The sequence below is a fragment of the Streptomyces sp. NPDC093261 genome (assembly GCF_044753645.1).
GTDB lineage: Bacteria > Actinomycetota > Actinomycetes > Streptomycetales > Streptomycetaceae > Streptomyces.
Map to the genome: position 1 here is coordinate 149,177 of NZ_JBIVNO010000009.1, position 17,218 is coordinate 166,394.

A 17,218-nucleotide genomic window follows, 5' to 3' on the forward strand; every position below is an offset into this window, starting at 1 on the left:
CGCTCGGTCAGAGCCCCTCTTCCCGGTTGTTTCCCCGGTTGTTCCGCTTCCCCCGTCGGGGAGACGGGACGGTGCGGCCCACGATCACGGTACGCCGGGGGGCCTTGGCAGGCACGTTCTCACGGCGGCCGGCGATCGCCCGGCGTACGCCGTAGCCGAACGCCGCGACCTTCACCAGGGGGCCGCCGAAGGTGGAGGCGACGGTCGTCGACAGCGCCGAGGCGTTCGACGTGACCTCCTGGACGTCCGACGCGATCGCGTCGACCCGGTCGAGCTGGGTCTGCGCGGAGCGCACCGCCGTGGAGGCGTCGGACAGCAGGGGGACCGCCTGGTCGGTCACGTCCGCCACCAGCTTGGTGGTCGCCTTGAGCGTCTGGGCCAGCCTCGCCAGCGCGACGGCGAGGAAGGAGACCAGGATCGCCCAGAAGACAGCCACCAGAATCCCGGCCACCTCTCCACCGGACACCGTGTGCACCCGCTCCCTGGAACGTGTCTGAACATCGAAAAGTCGTCTCCCGAGCCTATCGCGCCGGGGCGGCCGGTCCGTACCGGATTAGGGGCCGAGGGCACCGGAGTTGCGCAAGGAATGCACACAGCCGGTACACGGGCTCCGTACGCACCGTGCACGCACGCGTGCGCACTGCGTCAACTCCCGGGCTCCGCCGCCGATTCCGGCCGGGACATGCGAACGGCCCGCCGTCCCGGCCGCCCACAGGGGCGGGGGACGACGGGCCGATGCGCTGGGGTGCTACGTCCGCCGAAAAGGGATCAACGGGCGTAGTACTCGACGACGAGCTGCTCGTCGCAGATCACCGGGATCTCCTTGCGGTTCGGCTCACGGTCCAGGCGGAACGCCAGGGCCTTGAGGTTCACCTGGAGGTAGCGCGGGGTCTCGCCGTCGGGGGCGAAGCCACCCTCGCGGGCGACCTGGAAGAGCGACTTCTCACGGCTGCGCTCGCGGACCATCACGACGTCGTCGGGACGGACGCGGAACGAGGGCTTGTCGACCTTCTGGCCGTTGACCTCGATGTGGCCGTGGACGACCATCTGGCGGGCCTGGTAGATCGTGCGGGCGATGCCCGAACGCAGGACCAGCGCGTCGAGACGACGCTCCAGCTCGATGATCAGGGCCTCACCGGTCTTGCCCTGCACCTTGGAGGCACGCTCGTAGGCACGGACCAGCTGACGCTCGGAGACGTCGTACTGAGCGCGCAGACGCTGCTTCTCCAGCAGACGGACCTTGTAGTCCGAGTTCTGCTTGCGGCCACGGCCGTGCTCGCCCGGCGGGTAGGGGCGGGCCTCGAAGTACTTGACGGCCTTCGGGGTCAGCGCGATGCCGAGGGCACGCGACTTCTTGACCTTGGGGCGGGACTGGTTCGCCATGAACCAAACACCTCGTGTTTCTGTATGGAATCGGCTTCACCAGGGTTAGGGGAGGTCGCATCCGCAGCCGGGGAATCCCTGCGGGTCCGTGTGGGACCTGCCGGGCAGCCGCTCCCCTGGTCTGGGCACATACGTGCAGCACGCGAGTGGCCCACCGACCTGTCTCCGGGGGTGCCGGGAGGTGGTGGGCTGCCCGCGACACCGTTCGACGGTGCGCGACGCTCCTGGATCCCCGTGCCGTACGGCGATGGGGTTCCGGCTGGATGTCCCGCTCTGGTGGTGCCGGCCCCCCATTTCTGAGGCACCGGACACGGGACGCAGCGCTTCGGGTAAGTCTACAGGGTGCGTGGGCATCCCTCGACCCCCGTCCGGCGGCCCGCGCGGGCGTCAGGAGCGTCGCCGGCCGAGGTGCTTGCGGGTCCACTCCACCGCGTCCGCGTACCTCGTCTCCGCGCCGTGCCGGGTCGGGGTGTAGTACTCGCGGTCCTTGAGCGCGTCCGGGGCGTACTGCTGCGCGGCGATGCCCTCCGGCAGGTCGTGCGGGTACACATACCCCTGGGCGTGGCCGAGCTTGGCCGCGCCCTTGTAGTGCCCGTCGCGCAGATGCGGGGGCACGGGTCCGGCAAGGCCCGCCCGGACGTCCGCCATGGCCGCGCCGATCGCCGTGGTCGCCGCGTTGGACTTGGGGGCGAGCGCGAGGGCGATGGTGGCATGGCTGAGGGTGAGGGCGGCCTCCGGGAAGCCGATCATCGCGACGGCCTGGGCGGCGGCCACGGCGATCGGCAGCGCGTGGGGATCGGCGAGGCCGATGTCCTCGCTGGCGGAGATCATCAGGCGGCGGGCGATGAAGCGGGGGTCCTCACCGGCTTCGATCATCCGGGCCAGATAGTGCAGGGCCGCGTCCACGTCGGAGCCGCGGATCGACTTGATGAGGGCGCTCGCCACGTCGTAGTGCTGGTCGCCGTCCCGGTCGTACTTCACCGCTGCGCGGTCGACCGTCTCCTCCAGCGTCGTGAGGCCGATCTCCGTCTCGCCCTTGTCGAGGGCGGCCCCGGCGGCGGCCTCCAGGGCGGTCAGGGCGCGGCGGGCGTCGCCGCCGGCGATCCTCAGCAGATGGGACTCGGTGTTCCCGGGCAGCGCGACGGCGCCGGCGAGGCCCCTCTCGTCGGTCAGGGCCCGGCGCAGCAGACCGCGCACGTCGTCGTCCGTGAGCGGTTCCAGGGTGAGCAGCAGGGAGCGGGACAGCAGCGGGGAGATCACCGAGAAGTACGGGTTCTCCGTGGTCGCCGCGATCAGCGTCACCCAGCGGTTCTCGACGGCCGGGAGCAGGGAGTCCTGCTGCGCCTTGCTGAAGCGGTGGATCTCGTCCAGGAAGAGGACGGTCTCCTTGCCGAAGCCGCCGCTGGCCCGGCGGGCGCCGTCGATGACCGCGCGGACCTCCTTCACGCCCGCGGTGATCGCCGACAGCTCGACGAAGCGCTTGTCGGTCGCCTTCGAGACGACGTACGCCAGTGTCGTCTTGCCGGTGCCGGGCGGGCCCCAGAGGATCACCGAGGAGGGCCCTGCCGGCCCGCCGTTGCCCTCGCCGACCAGTCTGCGCAGCGGCGATCCCGGCTTGAGCAGGTGCTGCTGGCCCACCACCTCGTCGAGGGTGCGCGGGCGCATGCGGACCGCCAGGGGGCTTGCGGCCGGGTCCTTCTCCTGGCGTTCTTCTGCTGCGGCGGTGAACAGGTCGGGCTCCACGCTGAAACCCTATGCCACGCCACTGACAATGCCGCCGGGCCCGGCGCGGGGCCGGCGGCCCCGGTCAGGCCCTCCGGACCAAGCCCCCTCAGGCCCTGCGGTTCAGGCCCAGAGCTGGCTGCCCCACCGGGTCAGGATGAGCATCGCGATGATGCCGACGTGCGTGACGGGGAGCACCCAGGTGAACTCGCCGAGGAACCTCTTCACGGGGCGGGGCGCGGGCAGGAAGTCGTTGCGTACGTTGAACGAGGTCACGTACCAGAACATGGTGATCGTGGCGACCCAGGCCAGCGAGCACCACAGGCACAGCGCGTTGATCCGGTACAGCGACTGGAACTGGAGCCAGGTGCAGAAGGCCACGCCGAAGAGCGTGCCGAAGTTGAAGGTCAGCCAGTACCAGCGGGGGAAGCGGACCCGGGTGAGCAGGCTCATGCCGACGCAGATGACGATGCCGTAGCAGACGAGGCCGAGCATCGGGTTGGGGAAGCCGAACACGCCGGCCTGCTTGCTCTCCATGACGCTGCCGCAGGAGATGATCGGGTTGATGCTGCAGCTCGGGGTGAACGTCTTACCGCTCACCTTGCCCTCGAGGATCTTGAACTTGTCGAGGGTGATGACCCACGCGGCGAGCAGACCGGCCGCGCCCGTGATCACGAGCAGCAGGGCGAACGCACGACTGCCACCGACCGTCCGCGGCGCGTCCGTGCGTTCCGGCTCGATGTGTCCGGTGGAGACGTCCGTCACTGTCGTCTTGGTCATCACGCCGATTCCGATGCTCGGGGTTGGATCTGCGGGCTCAGGTCATTGTGCCGCACACGTGCCGGGGCCCACCGTCCGATGGACATAAGAAAGTACGCACGGCCGTCGCGGAACGTTCGGTTCAGGCCGCGGCTCTCGGCCATGACCACATCCGCGAACAGATTTCCGGTGGACGTACGAGGGCCGCGCGAGCAGTGCGGGGACGTCACCGCGGTCGACGGGATCGGGCTCGCGATCCGGCGGGGCGAGGTGTTCGGCCTGCTCGGACCCGATGGCGCGGGCAAGACCACCGCCGTGGAGATCCTCCGGGGCAACCGTGACCGGGACGGCGGAAGGTGTCCGTGCCCGGGGCGGAACCGGCGCGCGCACACGCGCGTGGCGCTCGAAAGGGGGGATCGTCTGGGAGGACGAATCGGCGCCCGCGGAGTTGACGTTCCACGAGGCCGTGCGGCACCGCGGCCGAGCGGGCAGGAGTACGCGCGATGACCACGGCGGCCGTACGGGCCGGGCCCGAGGCCTCCGCCACGCGCCTGGCGCGGAGCGCGGCGGCGGCGATCGGCCGAGGGTGCCCAGAGCGCGGCACGGCGGCACGGGAAAGGGCCCCGGCCGTATGGCCAGGGGACCTTGCCCGTCGGTGTCGTCCCCGGTCAGCCCAGCCGGGACTCCAGCTCCGCCACGATCTCGTTCACGCCGACCGCCGTCTGCTCCCCGGACTCCATGTCCTTGAGCTGGACGACGCCCTCGGCCAGATCGCGTTCGCCGGCCACGATCGTGTAGCGCGCACCGCTGCGGTTGGCGTTCTTCATCGCGCCCTTCAGTCCCTTGCCGCCGTACGCGAAGTCCGCCGCGATACCGAGCTTGCGCAGCTCCGTGACCTTGCCGAAGAGGATCCGGCGGGCCTCCTCGCCGAGCGGGACCGCGAACACGCTGGTGGACGCGGGCAGTTGGAGTTCGATGCCCTCGGCCTCCAGCGCGAGCACCGTGCGGTCGACGCCCAGCGCCCAGCCCACGGACGGCAGCGCGGGACCGCCGATCATCTCCGAGAGGCCGTCGTAGCGTCCGCCGCCGCCCACCGCGGACTGGGAGCCCAGGCCGTCGTGGACGAACTCGAAGGTGGTCCGCGTGTAGTAGTCCAGGCCGCGCACCAGCTTCGGGTCGTCCTCGAAGGACACGCCCGCCGCGGTGATCAGCTCACGGACCTCCTCGTGGTACGCCTTGCACGCGTCGCACAGGTAGTCACGCAGCAGCGGGGCACCGGTCAGCTGCTTCTGGACCGACTCGCGCTTGTCGTCGAGCACCCGCAGCGGGTTGATGTCGACGCGGCGGCGCGTGTCCTCGTCCAGGTCCAGGCCGCGCAGGAAGTCCTGGAGCGCGGCGCGGTAGACCGGGCGGCACTCCTTGTCGCCCAGGCTGTTGAGCAGGATGCGGAAGTCACGCAGGCCCAGCGAGCGGTAGGCCTGGTCGGCCAGGATGATCAGTTCGGCGTCCAGAGCCGGGTCCTCGGCGCCGATCGCCTCCGCGCCCACCTGCGAGAAGTGGCGGTAGCGGCCCTTCTGCGGGCGCTCGTAGCGGTAGTACGAGCCCGAGTACCAGAGCTTGACCGGGAGGTTGCCCGCCTTGTGCAGGTTGGCCTCCAGGGCGGCGCGCAGCACGGAGGCCGTGCCCTCGGGGCGCAGGGCGAGCCTGTCGCCGCCCTTGGTCTCGAAGGCGTACATCTCCTTCGTCACGATGTCGGTGGACTCGCCGACGCCGCGCGCGAACAGCTCCACGCTCTCGAAGCCGGGGGTCTCGATGTAGCCGTAGCCGGAGTTGCGCAGCGGAGCGGCGATCGCCTCGCGCACCGCGAGGTACTTGGCGGAGTCCGGCGGGATCAGGTCGTACGTGCCCTTGGGGGCCTTGAAGGTGCTCACGGAGGTCTCGTCACATTCCTCGTCGGGGAGCGTCCACATCCGCTCCCGGGCCGGCGGCCACCTGCCGCAGATACGGGTTGGTGGCGCGCTCCCGGCCGATGGTCGTCTGGGGGCCGTGGCCGGACAGCACCACGGTCGAGTCGTCGAGCGGCAGGCACACGCGGGCCAGCGAGTCGAGCATCTCGGCCATGTCACCGCCGGGCAGGTCGGTGCGTCCGATGGAGCCGGCGAACAGCAGATCGCCCGAGAAGAGGATCGGCGGGATGTCCGCCGCCTCGGGCAGGCCGAAGGTCACCGACCCCTTGGTATGGCCGGGCGCGTGCGCGACGGACAGCTCCAGACCGGCCAGCTCCAGCTTCGCCCCGTCGGTCAGCTCCTTGACGTCGTCCGGCTCGCCCACGGTCAGCTCGCCCATCAGCGGCATCCCGATGGACCGGCCGAGCGCCTTCTCCGGGTCGCTCATCATGTACCGGTCCTCGGGGTGGATCCAGGCCGGCACGTCGTGCGCGCCGCACACCGGGACGACCGAGGCCACATGGTCGATGTGGCCATGGGTGAGGACGACCGCGACGGGCTTGAGCCGATGCTTCCGGAGCGCCTCCTCGACTCCCCCGGCGGCCTGGTGGCCCGGGTCGATGATGACGCACTCCTCACCCGCGGCGGGGGCGACCAGGTAACAGTTGGTCCCCCAGGCCCCGGCGGGGAACCCGGCAATCAGCACGATCGTCCTTAGGTGTGTCGTACGGAGAGTGACTGTTTCGCGGTCAGAGCCTACCGGCGCTGCCGTTTCCTCAGCGAACCCATATACGGTACGGGGCTACAAGCAGGGGTCGGCTCACGACTACGCACGCGTACCGGTCGGCACACGACACGCATGAGGAGAGAACCCGGTGGTCAGCCAGGAGCAGCGGCGGCGTCAGCTCGCCCGGGAGAAGTTCTTGCGGCAGCAGCAGCGACGCACCCAGGCGCGCCGCAAGGCCCGTATGCGCAACTCCGTGACCGCGTCGGTACTGGGCGTGATCGCGATCGGCGGCGTCACGCTCTACACGACCGGAGTACTGAAGAGCGGCGGCGACCACAAGAAGAACACCGCCTCCGACATCACGCCCAGCGCCACGCCGTCCAGCAAGGCCCCGGACCCGTGCGCGAAGCCGGCGGCCGGCTCGGTGAAGAAGCTGAGCTGGAAGAAGGAGCCGCCGATGACGATCGACACGTCGGCGAAGTACACGATGAAGCTCGCCACGACGTGCGGCGACATCGACATCGACATGAAGACGGCGGCGGCCCCGCACACGGTGAACTCGTTCAACTTCCTGGCGGGCAAGGGCTTCTTCGATCACACGAAGTGCCACCGCCTGGTCACGAGCGGGATCTACGTGCTCCAGTGCGGCGACCCGACGGGCACCGGGAGGGGCGGGCCCGGCTACACGATCCCGGACGAGAACCTGAAGGACAAGACCCTCAAGGGCAACGTGTACCCAGCGGGCACCGTGGCGATGGCCAACCAGTACAACGCGCAGACCCAGCAGGGCCGCAACAGCGGCAGCAGCCAGTTCTTCCTGGTCTACCAGGACAGTCCGCTGCCGCCGGACTACACGCCGTTCGGCACTGTCTCCGGCGCGGGCATGAAGGTACTGAAGGAGATCGCCGCCGCCGGCGCCCAACCAGCCGACCCGGCCACGGACAACACCGCGCCGAACGCGACCGTGGTGATCAACAAGGCGACGGTGACGAAGTCCTGACCCTGCCCTGATACCCGAGACGGCCAACTGCGGAATTTCGGTCGCGCTGGATGCGGACAGGCAACCCGCTGGTCGCCTATGTTGGCCGTGACGAAACTGTGGACGATGCCCGGGGGTGTGCAAGGCCCCCGCAGGCATCATGTGGAGGAGGCGCTGTGAGCAGCGACCCGTGGGGCCGCGTCGACGAGACGGGGACCGTGTACGTGCGTACGGCCGACGGCGAGCAGGTCGTCGGATCCTGGGCGGCCGGCTCCCCCGAGGAGGCGCTTGCCTACTTCGAGCGCAAGTACGAGGGCCTGGTGGTCGAGATCGGCCTCCTCGAGAAGCGAGTGCAGACCACCGACCTGTCGGCGAAGGACGCCCAGACCGCGATCGGCCATCTGCGGGAGCAGGTGGACGCGCATCACGCGGTCGGCGACCTGGACTCGCTGCGGACCCGTCTGGACAAGCTCGTGGAGACCGTCGAGTCGCGGCGGGAGGAGCGCAAGGCACAGCGGGCCCGGCAGTCCGACGAGGCGCGCCACGCGAAGGAGGCGCTGGTCGTCGAGGCCGAGGAGCTGGCGCAGTCCGACCAGTGGCGGGCCGCCGGTGAGCGGCTGCGGGCGCTGGTGGACACGTGGAAGGGGCTGCCGCGGCTCGACCGCAAGTCGGACGACGAGCTGTGGCACCGCTTCTCGCACGCCCGGTCGGCGTTCTCCAAGCGCCGCAAGGCGCACTTCGCGCAGCTGGACGCGCAGCGCGAGGAGGCCCGCAAGACCAAGGAGAAGCTGGTCGCCGAGGCCGAGGCGCTGTCCGGCTCGACGGACTGGGGTCCGACGGCGGCGCGCTACCGCGAGCTGATGGCCGACTGGAAGGCGGCGGGCCGCGCCCAGCGCGAGCACGAGGACGACCTGTGGAACCGCTTCCGCGGCGCCCAGGACGTGTTCTTCGCCGCCCGTAGCTCGGTGTTCGCGGAGCGCGACGCCGAGCAGGCCGAGAACCTCAAGCTCAAGGAGGAGCTGGCCGAGGAGGCGGAGAAGCTGCTGCCGATCACGGACCTGAAGGGCTCCCGTGCCGCCTTCCGCTCGATCAACGAGCGCTGGGAGGCCATCGGCCATGTGCCGCGCGACGCCCGGGCACGGGTCGAGGGCCGGATGCACTCGGTCGAGCGGGCCATCCAGGAGGCCGAGGAGGCCGAGTGGCGGCGTACGAACCCTGAGGCGCGGGCGCGTGCCGAGGGTCTGACCGGCCAGCTCCAGGCCGCCGTGGACAAGCTGAGGGGCCAGATCGAGCAGGCGCGCGGCCAGGGCAACAACGCCAAGGCCGACAAGCTCGAGCGCGAGCTGGAGGGCCGCCAGGCGCTCCTGGACCAGGCCCTGAAGGGGCTCCAGGAGTTCGGCGGCTAGCAGCTCACTGGAAGTGTCGTGGGGTTCTGGCCCCGATCCGTCCGGATCGGGGCCAGTTTGCATGCATGCGGGGGGGGAACAGGCCGCAGGGACGGTCAGGCCGGACGTGTGGGAGACCTGCCACGGGTTGATCGCGGCCGGGAGTGTGTGCGTGTTCGGTCTCTGTGGCCGAGCGGCGGGAGGCACCGTTGCCACCGTCGATGCCCGCCGAGACGTGTCCCTCATCCAAGGCTGTCCGGGTCTCCTGCCTCCGAGTCCGGTCGCGACCGTCATGCCGCAGAGACTGGTCGGCCGTGGAGACGGTCCGAGAGCTGCGATGTGACCTGCCATGCAAAGCGGTTGAGGCGGCCGGCCTGCCCGCGGGCGCACGATGCCCGCATTCGACCGGTCCGCATTACAGGTGCAAGAAGCCCGCCCGACGGCGAACTCACCAGCACGCAGCGGCAGCTCAAAATGCTCATTCAAGATCGTGAGGCTCGTCACACGGGCCCCGTCCATCACGCTTATTGAATCCGTACATTCCGATAAATTTCCGCCGCAATGCGGGGCGATTTGAGCAGTAATTGAGGTATAGGGACGTTGCTCGACAAGCAACTCGGCCTTTAATGTCAGTGCAGCGGCTTTGACCAGGCCGCGCCGAACGGCATCGACCAGCCAGTTCGGCTTCATAAAGGAATCGGGGAACATGTATATCCGCAGGGGTATAACTGCTGCCGCACTGGCCGCCGTTACCGCTACCGCTGGAGTCGCCCTTACGGCTCCGGCTGCGTACGCCGCAAACACGACGTCCAGCCAGGTCTACAAGTTCTATCCCGGGGGTGGCTACAAGTCCACCCGCACCGGAGAAATCGACTTTGTTGTCACCACCGTCCGCGATGGCAAGGGTAACCTTGTCAGCGCATCGGGAACCCTGTCCGGCCACAACAATGTGCAGGGTCAGGCTCTCGGGATCAACATGGCCTTCACCCAGCCCTACCCGAGCGGAAGTTCGGCCGGCTACGTCGTGACGGGGAAGGTTGTACTACAGGCCTGCCTGGCCAAGAAGCTCCCCGTCTGCGGCCCGAGCGGTACGATCACCTTTACTGATACGGTGGTCAAGTATGGACCGCAGACTCCCGCCACAGCCAAGTCCAGCAACCCGAACCTGTGGCCTATATTCGGCACTCCGTAAAGAGAACTGACCGGAGGAGAGTCAACATGAAGCCTCTCTGGGCAAATTTCTCAGGCCTCATCCTGGGTATCCTGCTGGCTCTGGCCGGCGTGGGGTATCTGTCCATGGAGCCCGGGAAATCCGGATGGATTATCGCCTTGGGGGTCCTACTCACTGGGTCCGGTCTTTTCTTGGCTGCCAAGTTCACGGTACGTCTTCGACGAACGCGCTAATGGGCGCCACGAAAAAGCCGTCACGTAATTAAGCAGCTGCACATGCACATCGCTCGGCCGGGGTTTCCCAGCCGAGCGATGTGCATGTGAACCACCTTGCGGTCCTTGCCGGGACGTGGCTACGACCGGCTGCGCCCCGACGTCACGCGGTACACGTCGTACACGCCCTCGACGCCCCGTACGGCCTTCAGCACATGGCCCAGGTGTTTCGGGTCGCCCATCTCGAAGGTGAAGCGGGAGGTGGCGACCCGGTCGCGGGACGTCTGTACCGCGGCCGAGAGGATGTTGACGTGCTGGTCGGACAGGACCCGGGTCACATCGGAGAGCAGCCGCGAGCGGTCCAGCGCCTCCACCTGTATCGCGACCAGGAAGACGGACGACTGGGTCGGGGCCCACTCCACGTCGAGGATGCGTTCGGGCTCACGCGAGAGCGAGTCGACGTTCACACAGTCGGTGCGGTGAACCGATACGCCGCTGCCGCGGGTGACGAAGCCGATGATGGGGTCGCCGGGGACGGGCGTACAGCAGCGGGCCAGCTTGACCCAGACGTCCTCGACGCCCTTGACCACCACGCCGGGGTCCTGGCTGCGGCGCCGCTTGCGGCCACGGCCGCGGGTCGGCGGAACGGCCTCGTCGATCTCCTCGGTGGCGGCCTCCTCGCCGCCGAGCGCCTGCACCAGCTTCTGGACGACGTTCTGCGCCGCGACATGACCCTCACCGATCGCCGCGTACAGCGACGAGATGTCGGGGTAGCGCATCTCGTGGGCGAGGGTGACGAGTGAGTCGCCGGTCAGGATGCGCTGGATCGGCAGGTTCTGCTTGCGCATGGCCCGCGCGATGGCGTCCTTGCCCTGCTCGATCGCCTCGTCGCGCCGCTCCTTGGAGAACCAGGCCCGGATCTTGTTGCGGGCGCGCGGCGACTTCACGAAGCCGAGCCAGTCGCGGGACGGGCCCGCGCCGGGCGCCTTGGAGGTGAAGACCTCCACCAAGTCGCCGTTGTCCAGGGTGGATTCGAGCGGCACCAGTCGGCCGTTGACCCGCGCGCCTATTGTCCGGTGGCCGACCTCCGTGTGGACCGCGTACGCGAAGTCCACCGGGGTGGCCCCGGCCGGCAGCGCTATGACATCGCCCTTCGGAGTGAAGACGAAGACCTCGTTGCGCGACAGGTCGAAGCGCAGGGACTCCAGGAACTCGCTCGGGTCCTCGGTCTCCTTCTGCCAGTCGAGCAACTGCCGCAGCCACGCCATGTCGTTGACGGCGTCGTGGTCCTTGGCGTTCCTGGTGCCCGAACGGGGCGCGTCCGTACGGATCTTGGAGGCGCCCGCCACGGCCTCCTGCTTGTACTTCCAGTGCGCGGCGATGCCGTACTCGGCGCGGCGGTGCATGTCGAACGTGCGGATCTGCAGTTCGACGGGCTTGCCGTTGGGGCCGATCACCGTCGTGTGCAGCGACTGGTACATGTTGAACTTGGGCATCGCGATGTAGTCCTTGAACCGCCCCGGAACCGGGTTCCAGCGGGCGTGGACCGTGCCCAGTGCCGCGTAGCAGTCGCGGACCGTGTCGACGAGGACGCGGATGCCGACCAGGTCGTAGATCTCCGCGAAGTCGCGGCCACGGACGATCATCTTCTGGTAGACGCTGTAGTAGTGCTTGGGCCGGCCGGTGACCGTCGCCTTGATACGGGCGGCGCGCAGGTCGCCCTGGACCTCGTCGGTCACTATCGCCAGATACTCGTCGCGCTTGGGCGCGCGCTCGGCGACCAGCCGGACGATCTCGTCGTACATCTTGGGGTAGAGGATCGCGAAGGCGAGGTCCTCCAGCTCCCACTTGATGGTGTTCATCCCCAGGCGGTGGGCGAGCGGCGCGTAGATCTCCAGGGTCTCGCGCGCCTTCTTCTCCTGCTTCTCGCGCTTGAGATAGCGCATGGTGCGCATGTTGTGCAGGCGGTCGGCGAGCTTGATGACCAGAACGCGGGGATCCTTGGCCATGGCCACGACCATCTTGCGCACGGTCTCGGCCTGCGCTGCCTCGCCGAACTTGACCTTGTCCAGCTTGGTGACGCCGTCCACGAGGAGGGCGACGGTGTCGCCGAAGTCGCGGCGCAGCTGGTCCAGGCCGTACTCGGTGTCCTCGACGGTGTCGTGCAGCAGGCCCGCCATCAGGGTGGCCGGGTCCATGCCCAGCTCGGCGAGGATCGTGGTCACCGCGAGCGGGTGGGTGATGTAGGGGTCGCCGCTCTTGCGCTTCTGGCCGCGGTGCCAGCGCTCGGCCACCTGGTAGGCGCGCTCGATCTGGCGGAGCGTCGAGTTCTCGATCTTCGGGTCGTTGCTGCGCACTATCCGCAGCAGCGGCTCCAGGACCGGGTTGTACGGGTTGGCGCGCTGCACGCCCAGGCGGGCCAGGCGGGCGCGGACTCGGTTGGAGGAGCCCGAGCGGGCGAGCGGGGCCGGAGCGGGACGGACCGCGGGAGTGCGCTCGGCGGGGGCCGGCTTGGGGCGCGGCCGCTCCGCGGCCGGCTCGACGGCTGCCGACTGGGCATGCTCCACCGGCCCGTGCGGGTCGTCCTTCGCACTGCGCGCGGGCTGGTCCGCGGCCTTCGACGACGGGTCGGGCTTGGCGGCGGTCAGGTGCTGGGCCTCGTCTGGCAAGAGGGCTCCTCGTGCGGGATCCGGGTCCCCGGTCAGGCCCGGATGTCCATGGTATCGAGCCGACGTCCTCCCCGCCGACGAGCCCGGAGAGCGATCAGGGGCCCGAGTCCGGCTCGGGCCCCTGATCTCACCTCACCTGCTCATCGGGCTTCGAGCAGTGCGGGGCGTCACCCTCACTTCCAGTTGAAGGCCGCCGTGCCCTTCACCTGGATCTCCTTCTCGGCAAGCACGTTCCCCCAAGGCACAGTGAACGAGCCGGACTTGCCGCAGCCGAGGTCGAACCACTTCTTGCTGCCATTGACGAAGCCCTTGGCCTTGACACAGACCTTGGTGCCCCTGAAGACGGCCCAGGAGTAGCCCATCCGCAGGCCCGGACGGCCGAAGTGACCGCACCCGTCGTTGAGGGTCTGCCACTTCCACGGAACGGCTACCGCCCTGTTCCAGTCGCTGCAGCCGGCCGCCACGCGTGTGGTGGTCGGGGCCTGTGCGTGGGCCGGGCTCGCGCTGGCGGTCGCCGTCCCCGCACTGAGGGCGGCGACAGAGAGAAGCGAGATGACCCCCGTCGTCGTCTTGCGTGACATGCTCATCGAATCCTCCTCTGTGATGCCTTGGTCAGTGGCATCGGGAAGATCCAACCAGCGGGACCCCATCCTCGAACATACATTTGAGGAACATCTGAGCAAGCGGTCGCTCACCCAAGGTCACCGGCGGCAGTGAGGAGAAGGGCGCCCGGGATGTTCCGGGACGCCCTCTGCCATGCCCGGCTGTCTCACCGTCGGGAGGTCTCTCAGATGGTGAGGAGAGCCTCCAGCGGTGCCCCCGCGAGGGCTGGTTCCAGGCGGGTGCGGCCGCCGAGGAAGCCGAGCTCCATGAGAACCGCAAGGCCGGAGACGACAGCGCCGGCCCGCTGAACCAGCTGGATCGCCGCCTCGGCGGTGCCGCCGGTCGCGAGGACGTCGTCCACGATCATGACGCGGTCGCCGGAGGCCAGGTCCTCGGCGTGCACCTCGATCTCGGCCGAGCCGTACTCCAGGTCGTAGGCCTGGCGCAGGGTGGCTCCGGGGAGCTTGCCCGCCTTGCGGACGGGGATGAAGCCGACGCCCGCCCGAACGGCGACCGGGGCGCCGAGGATGAACCCGCGGGCCTCCAGACCGACGATCTTCGTCGCGCCGTGCCGCACGACGAGCTCCGCCAGTGCGTCGGTGAGCGCGGTGAAGGCTCCGGGGTCCGCGAGGAGCGGGGTGATGTCCTTGAACATCACGCCCGGCTCCGGGTGGTCGGGCACATCGCGGATGCGGCTGAGCAGCAGATCCTTTATGTCGGCTGTGTCGGTCATCGACGCTTTCCTGAGGGTCGGCCGCGGCCACGGCCACGGGACGCGGGCTGGTGCCGCTGGCCGACGACCGCGGGCGTGGCGTCCTGCGGCTCGTCGGCGGTGGGCGTCCCGGCGATCTCCTCCTCGGCGGCGGCCTGGGCCCGCTTGGCCAGGACGCGCTTCCTGAGGGCCTTCATCTGCGGCTCGCGCTCCTTGAGGTCGGCGACGAGCGGCGTGGCGATGAAGATCGACGAGTAGGCACCGGCCGCGAGACCGACGAACAGCGACAGCGAGATGTCGTTCAGCGTGCCCGCGCCGAGGAAGCCGCCGCCGATGAACAGCAGGCCGGCCACCGGCAGCAGTGCCACCACCGTGGTGTTGATGGAGCGGACCAGGGTGCTGTTGATCGAGCGGTTCGCGACGTCGCTGTAGGTCCAGCGGGTCTGCTTGGTGAGGTCCTTCGTCTGCTCCTTGAGGCTGTCGAAGACGACGACCGTGTCGTAGAGCGAGTAACCGAGGATCGTCAGCAGACCGATCACCGTACCGGGCGTCACCTCGAAGCCGACGAGGGCGTAGATACCGGTCGTGATGGTGATGTCGTGGATCAGCGCGACCAGGGCCGCCAGCGCCATCCGCCACTCGAAGGCGATGGCCAGGTAGATCACCACGAGCACCATGAAGATCGCCAGGCCCTGCCAGGCCTTGCTGGCGATCTGCTCACCCCAGCTGGGGCCGACCAGGTCGGCGTTGATCTGCTCGGAGCCGACCTTCAGGTCCTTGGCCAGCGTGTCCTTGATCTGGTCGGACTTGTTGGTGTCGATTCCGGCGATCTGGATGCGCAGACCGCCCGTGCCGAGCTTCTGCACGACGGCGTCATGGCCGGCGGCGTCCCGGGCATAGGTCTCGGCCTGGGCCACCGAGACGCTCGTCTTCGGCGTGGTGAGGATCGCACCGCCCTGGAACTCGATGCCCATGTTCAGGCCGCGCACCGTCAGGCCCAGGATGGCCGTGATGGTGATCAGGATCGAGATGCCGTACCAGATCTTGCGGTTGGCGACGAAGTCGTAACCGACCTCGCCTCGGTGGAGCCGGGCGCCGAGGTTGCCGAGCTTCGACATCTCTCACGCCTCCTTCGGGTCGACGGGGGCGGAGGGACGACGGGTGCGCCGCAGGGGCGGCTTGGCGCCGAGACGCTTGGGGTCGAGGCCGGACCAGCTGTGTCCGCTCGCGAAGAACGTGCGGCGGGCGAGGATCGTCATCAGCGGCTTGGTGAACAAGAAGACGACGACCACGTCGAGCACCGTGGTCAGGCCCAGCGTGAACGCGAAGCCCTGGACCTTGCCGACGGTGACGATGAACAGCACCGCAGCGGCGAGGAACGACACGAAGTCGGAGACCAGGATGGTGCGCCGGGCACGCGGCCAGGCACGCTCGACGGCGGGCCGCAGCGAGCGGCCCTCGCGGATCTCGTCCCGGATGCGTTCGAAGAACACGATGAAGGAGTCCGCGGTGATACCGATCGCGACGATGGCACCGCACACGGCGGGCAGGTTCAGCGCGAAGTGGATGGTGGGGCCGAGCAGCGCCATGATCACGTACGTCAGGGCCGCGGACACCAGCAGCGACGCGACGGCGACAAGCGACAGACCGCGGTAGTAGGCGACGAGGTAGATCACGACCAGGGCCAGGCCGATGGCACCGGCGATGAGACCCGCCTGGAGCTGCTCGCCGCCGAGCGCCGCGGTCACCGTGGTCACGCTCGACTCCTTGAACGTGAGCGGGAGCGCGCCGTAGGACAGCATGTTGGCGAGGCTCTGGGCCTCCTGCTGGGTGAAGCTGCCGGAGATGTACGCGCTACCGCCGCTGATGGCGGTCCGGACGTACGGGTGGGAGACGACCTCGTCGTCCAGAACGATCGCGAACTCGTTCTGCGGGGTGGCCTGCTGCGACAGCTTGGCGGTGACGTCGGCGAACTTCTTGGAGCCGCTGGAATTGAAGTTCATCTGGACCTGCCAGCCCGAGGCGTCCGTGGTGCTGAAGGTCGCCTGGGCCTTCGTGACCTCCGTGCCGTCGACCGCGACCGGGCCGAGGATGAACTTGTTCCAGGTGTTGCCGTCCTTGCCGCAGGCGACGGTGGCGTCGCCGGGCTTGGCGCCCTTGCCGGCCGTGGCGCGCTGCTCGGGCTTGCTGCAGTCGAGCGCGGCGTACTGGGCCTGGAGCTTGCCCGCGTCACCGGAGCCGCCGCTCGCGGACGGCGAGGGGCTCGCGGAGGCCTTGGCGGCGGCGGAACCCGTGGCGGAAGGGGTGGCGGAGCCGGTCGCCGACGGGGTGGCGGAGCCGGCCTTCAGCGCGTCGGTGACGGGGCGGCCCTGCGTGGTGGCGGAGGCCGTCGGGGTGGCGGTGGCCGTGGAGCCGGAGGAGGGCTTGGCCGTGCTGCCCGCCTTGGCGCTGCTCGACGCGCTCGGCGCGGTGCTGCCGCCCGTGCTCGGGCCGGCGCTCGGGCTCGCCGGGGTGGCGGCACCGGAGGCCTCGCGCTGGATGACCGGACGGAAGTAGAGCTTCGCGGTGGTGCCGACCTGCTGGCGGGCCTCCGTGGAGTTCGTGCCCCGGGGGATGTTGACGATGATGTTGCGATCGCCCTGGGTCTGCACCTCCGCCTCGGACACGCCCAGACCGTTGACACGGCGGTTCATGATGTCGACCGCGGTGTCCATGTTGGCCTTGTTGATCGCGTTGGGCTGCCCGGGTTCGTTGACCGCCGTCAGCGTGATGCTGGTGCCCCCGGCGAGGTCGATGCCGAGACGCGGAGTGGTGTGCCCGGAGGCGAACATTCCCCCGGTGAGCGCCGCGATGGCGATCAGGATGAGGGCCAGCGAGCGCCCCGGCCTGCTCTGGGCGCTCGCGCTCCGGCCCTTCTTCGGTGCTGCCACCTTCTCGTACTCCCTCTCGG

General features: G+C 69.2%; 14 protein-coding genes and 1 pseudogene. 4 read left to right on the forward strand and 11 right to left on the reverse strand.

Translation table 11 applies throughout. The features are described 5' to 3' along the window. Positions 1-7: 7 nt before the first annotated feature. The 4 genes from ACIP94_RS20555 to ACIP94_RS20570 form a co-directional block, all read right to left on the reverse strand. Complete coding sequence (locus ACIP94_RS20555; protein ID WP_402427228.1) at positions 8-475, reverse strand: DUF948 domain-containing protein; 468 nt, start codon at positions 473-475, stop codon at positions 8-10. Positions 476-768: 293 nt separating this feature from the next. After that, positions 769-1,383: a 30S ribosomal protein S4 gene (rpsD, locus tag ACIP94_RS20560; protein ID WP_402427231.1), complete on the reverse strand. Its 615-nt coding sequence runs from the start codon at positions 1,381-1,383 to the stop codon at positions 769-771. A 387-nt stretch (positions 1,384-1,770) separates the two neighbouring features. Then, positions 1,771-3,126, reverse strand: a complete 1,356-nt coding sequence (locus ACIP94_RS20565) for a replication-associated recombination protein A (protein ID WP_402427234.1) — start codon at positions 3,124-3,126, stop codon at positions 1,771-1,773. Between the two features lie 102 nt (positions 3,127-3,228). Then, positions 3,229-3,885 (reverse strand): vitamin K epoxide reductase family protein, encoded by a 657-nt coding sequence (locus ACIP94_RS20570; protein ID WP_402427236.1) that lies wholly within the window; start codon positions 3,883-3,885, stop codon positions 3,229-3,231. Between the two features lie 141 nt (positions 3,886-4,026). Here ACIP94_RS20570 and ACIP94_RS20575 point away from each other — a divergent pair. Next, a pseudogene (locus ACIP94_RS20575) lies at positions 4,027-4,369 on the forward strand (ATP-binding cassette domain-containing protein); the annotation flags it as partial. 163 nt (positions 4,370-4,532) lie between these two features. Here ACIP94_RS20575 and hisS read toward each other — a convergent pair. After that, positions 4,533-5,795 (reverse strand): histidine--tRNA ligase, encoded by a 1,263-nt coding sequence (gene hisS, locus ACIP94_RS20580; protein WP_402427239.1) that lies wholly within the window; start codon positions 5,793-5,795, stop codon positions 4,533-4,535. A 10-nt stretch (positions 5,796-5,805) separates the two neighbouring features. After that, positions 5,806-6,516 (reverse strand): MBL fold metallo-hydrolase, encoded by a 711-nt coding sequence (locus ACIP94_RS20585; protein WP_402427242.1) that lies wholly within the window; start codon positions 6,514-6,516, stop codon positions 5,806-5,808. Positions 6,517-6,685: 169 nt separating this feature from the next. On the opposite strand from ACIP94_RS20585, the gene ACIP94_RS20590 reads away from it, so the two are divergent. From ACIP94_RS20590 to ACIP94_RS20600, 3 genes are all read left to right on the forward strand, one after another. Continuing rightward, positions 6,686-7,537, forward strand: a complete 852-nt coding sequence (locus ACIP94_RS20590; RefSeq protein WP_402427245.1) for a peptidylprolyl isomerase — start codon at positions 6,686-6,688, stop codon at positions 7,535-7,537. 155 nt (positions 7,538-7,692) lie between these two features. Then, positions 7,693-8,922 carry a DUF349 domain-containing protein gene (locus ACIP94_RS20595; RefSeq protein WP_402427248.1) on the forward strand — a complete coding sequence of 410 codons (1,230 nt, stop codon included), beginning with the start codon at positions 7,693-7,695 and terminating at the stop codon, positions 8,920-8,922. Positions 8,923-9,607: 685 nt separating this feature from the next. After that, positions 9,608-10,093 (forward strand): hypothetical protein, encoded by a 486-nt coding sequence (locus tag ACIP94_RS20600; protein WP_402427251.1) that lies wholly within the window; start codon positions 9,608-9,610, stop codon positions 10,091-10,093. Between the two features lie 331 nt (positions 10,094-10,424). On the opposite strand, the gene ACIP94_RS20605 is transcribed toward ACIP94_RS20600, so the two are convergent. From ACIP94_RS20605 to secD, 5 genes are all read right to left on the reverse strand, one after another. Next, positions 10,425-12,953 carry a RelA/SpoT family protein gene (locus ACIP94_RS20605; RefSeq protein WP_402427254.1) on the reverse strand — a complete coding sequence of 843 codons (2,529 nt, stop codon included), beginning with the start codon at positions 12,951-12,953 and terminating at the stop codon, positions 10,425-10,427. A 173-nt stretch (positions 12,954-13,126) separates the two neighbouring features. Beyond that, a complete protein-coding gene (locus tag ACIP94_RS20610) occupies positions 13,127-13,540 on the reverse strand; it encodes a hypothetical protein (protein WP_402427257.1) in 414 nt (137 codons plus the stop codon). Between the two features lie 200 nt (positions 13,541-13,740). Further along, positions 13,741-14,289 carry an adenine phosphoribosyltransferase gene (locus ACIP94_RS20615; protein ID WP_402427260.1) on the reverse strand — a complete coding sequence of 183 codons (549 nt, stop codon included), beginning with the start codon at positions 14,287-14,289 and terminating at the stop codon, positions 13,741-13,743. Beyond that, positions 14,286-15,386, reverse strand: coding sequence for a protein translocase subunit SecF (secF, locus tag ACIP94_RS20620; RefSeq protein WP_402427263.1), 1,101 nt, complete (start codon positions 15,384-15,386; stop codon positions 14,286-14,288). Before secF ends, ACIP94_RS20615 begins: the two co-directional genes overlap by 4 nt. Before the next feature lie 3 nt (positions 15,387-15,389). After that, positions 15,390-17,198, reverse strand: coding sequence for a protein translocase subunit SecD (gene secD / locus ACIP94_RS20625; protein WP_402427266.1), 1,809 nt, complete (start codon positions 17,196-17,198; stop codon positions 15,390-15,392). Between the last annotated feature and the right edge of the window lie 20 nt (positions 17,199-17,218).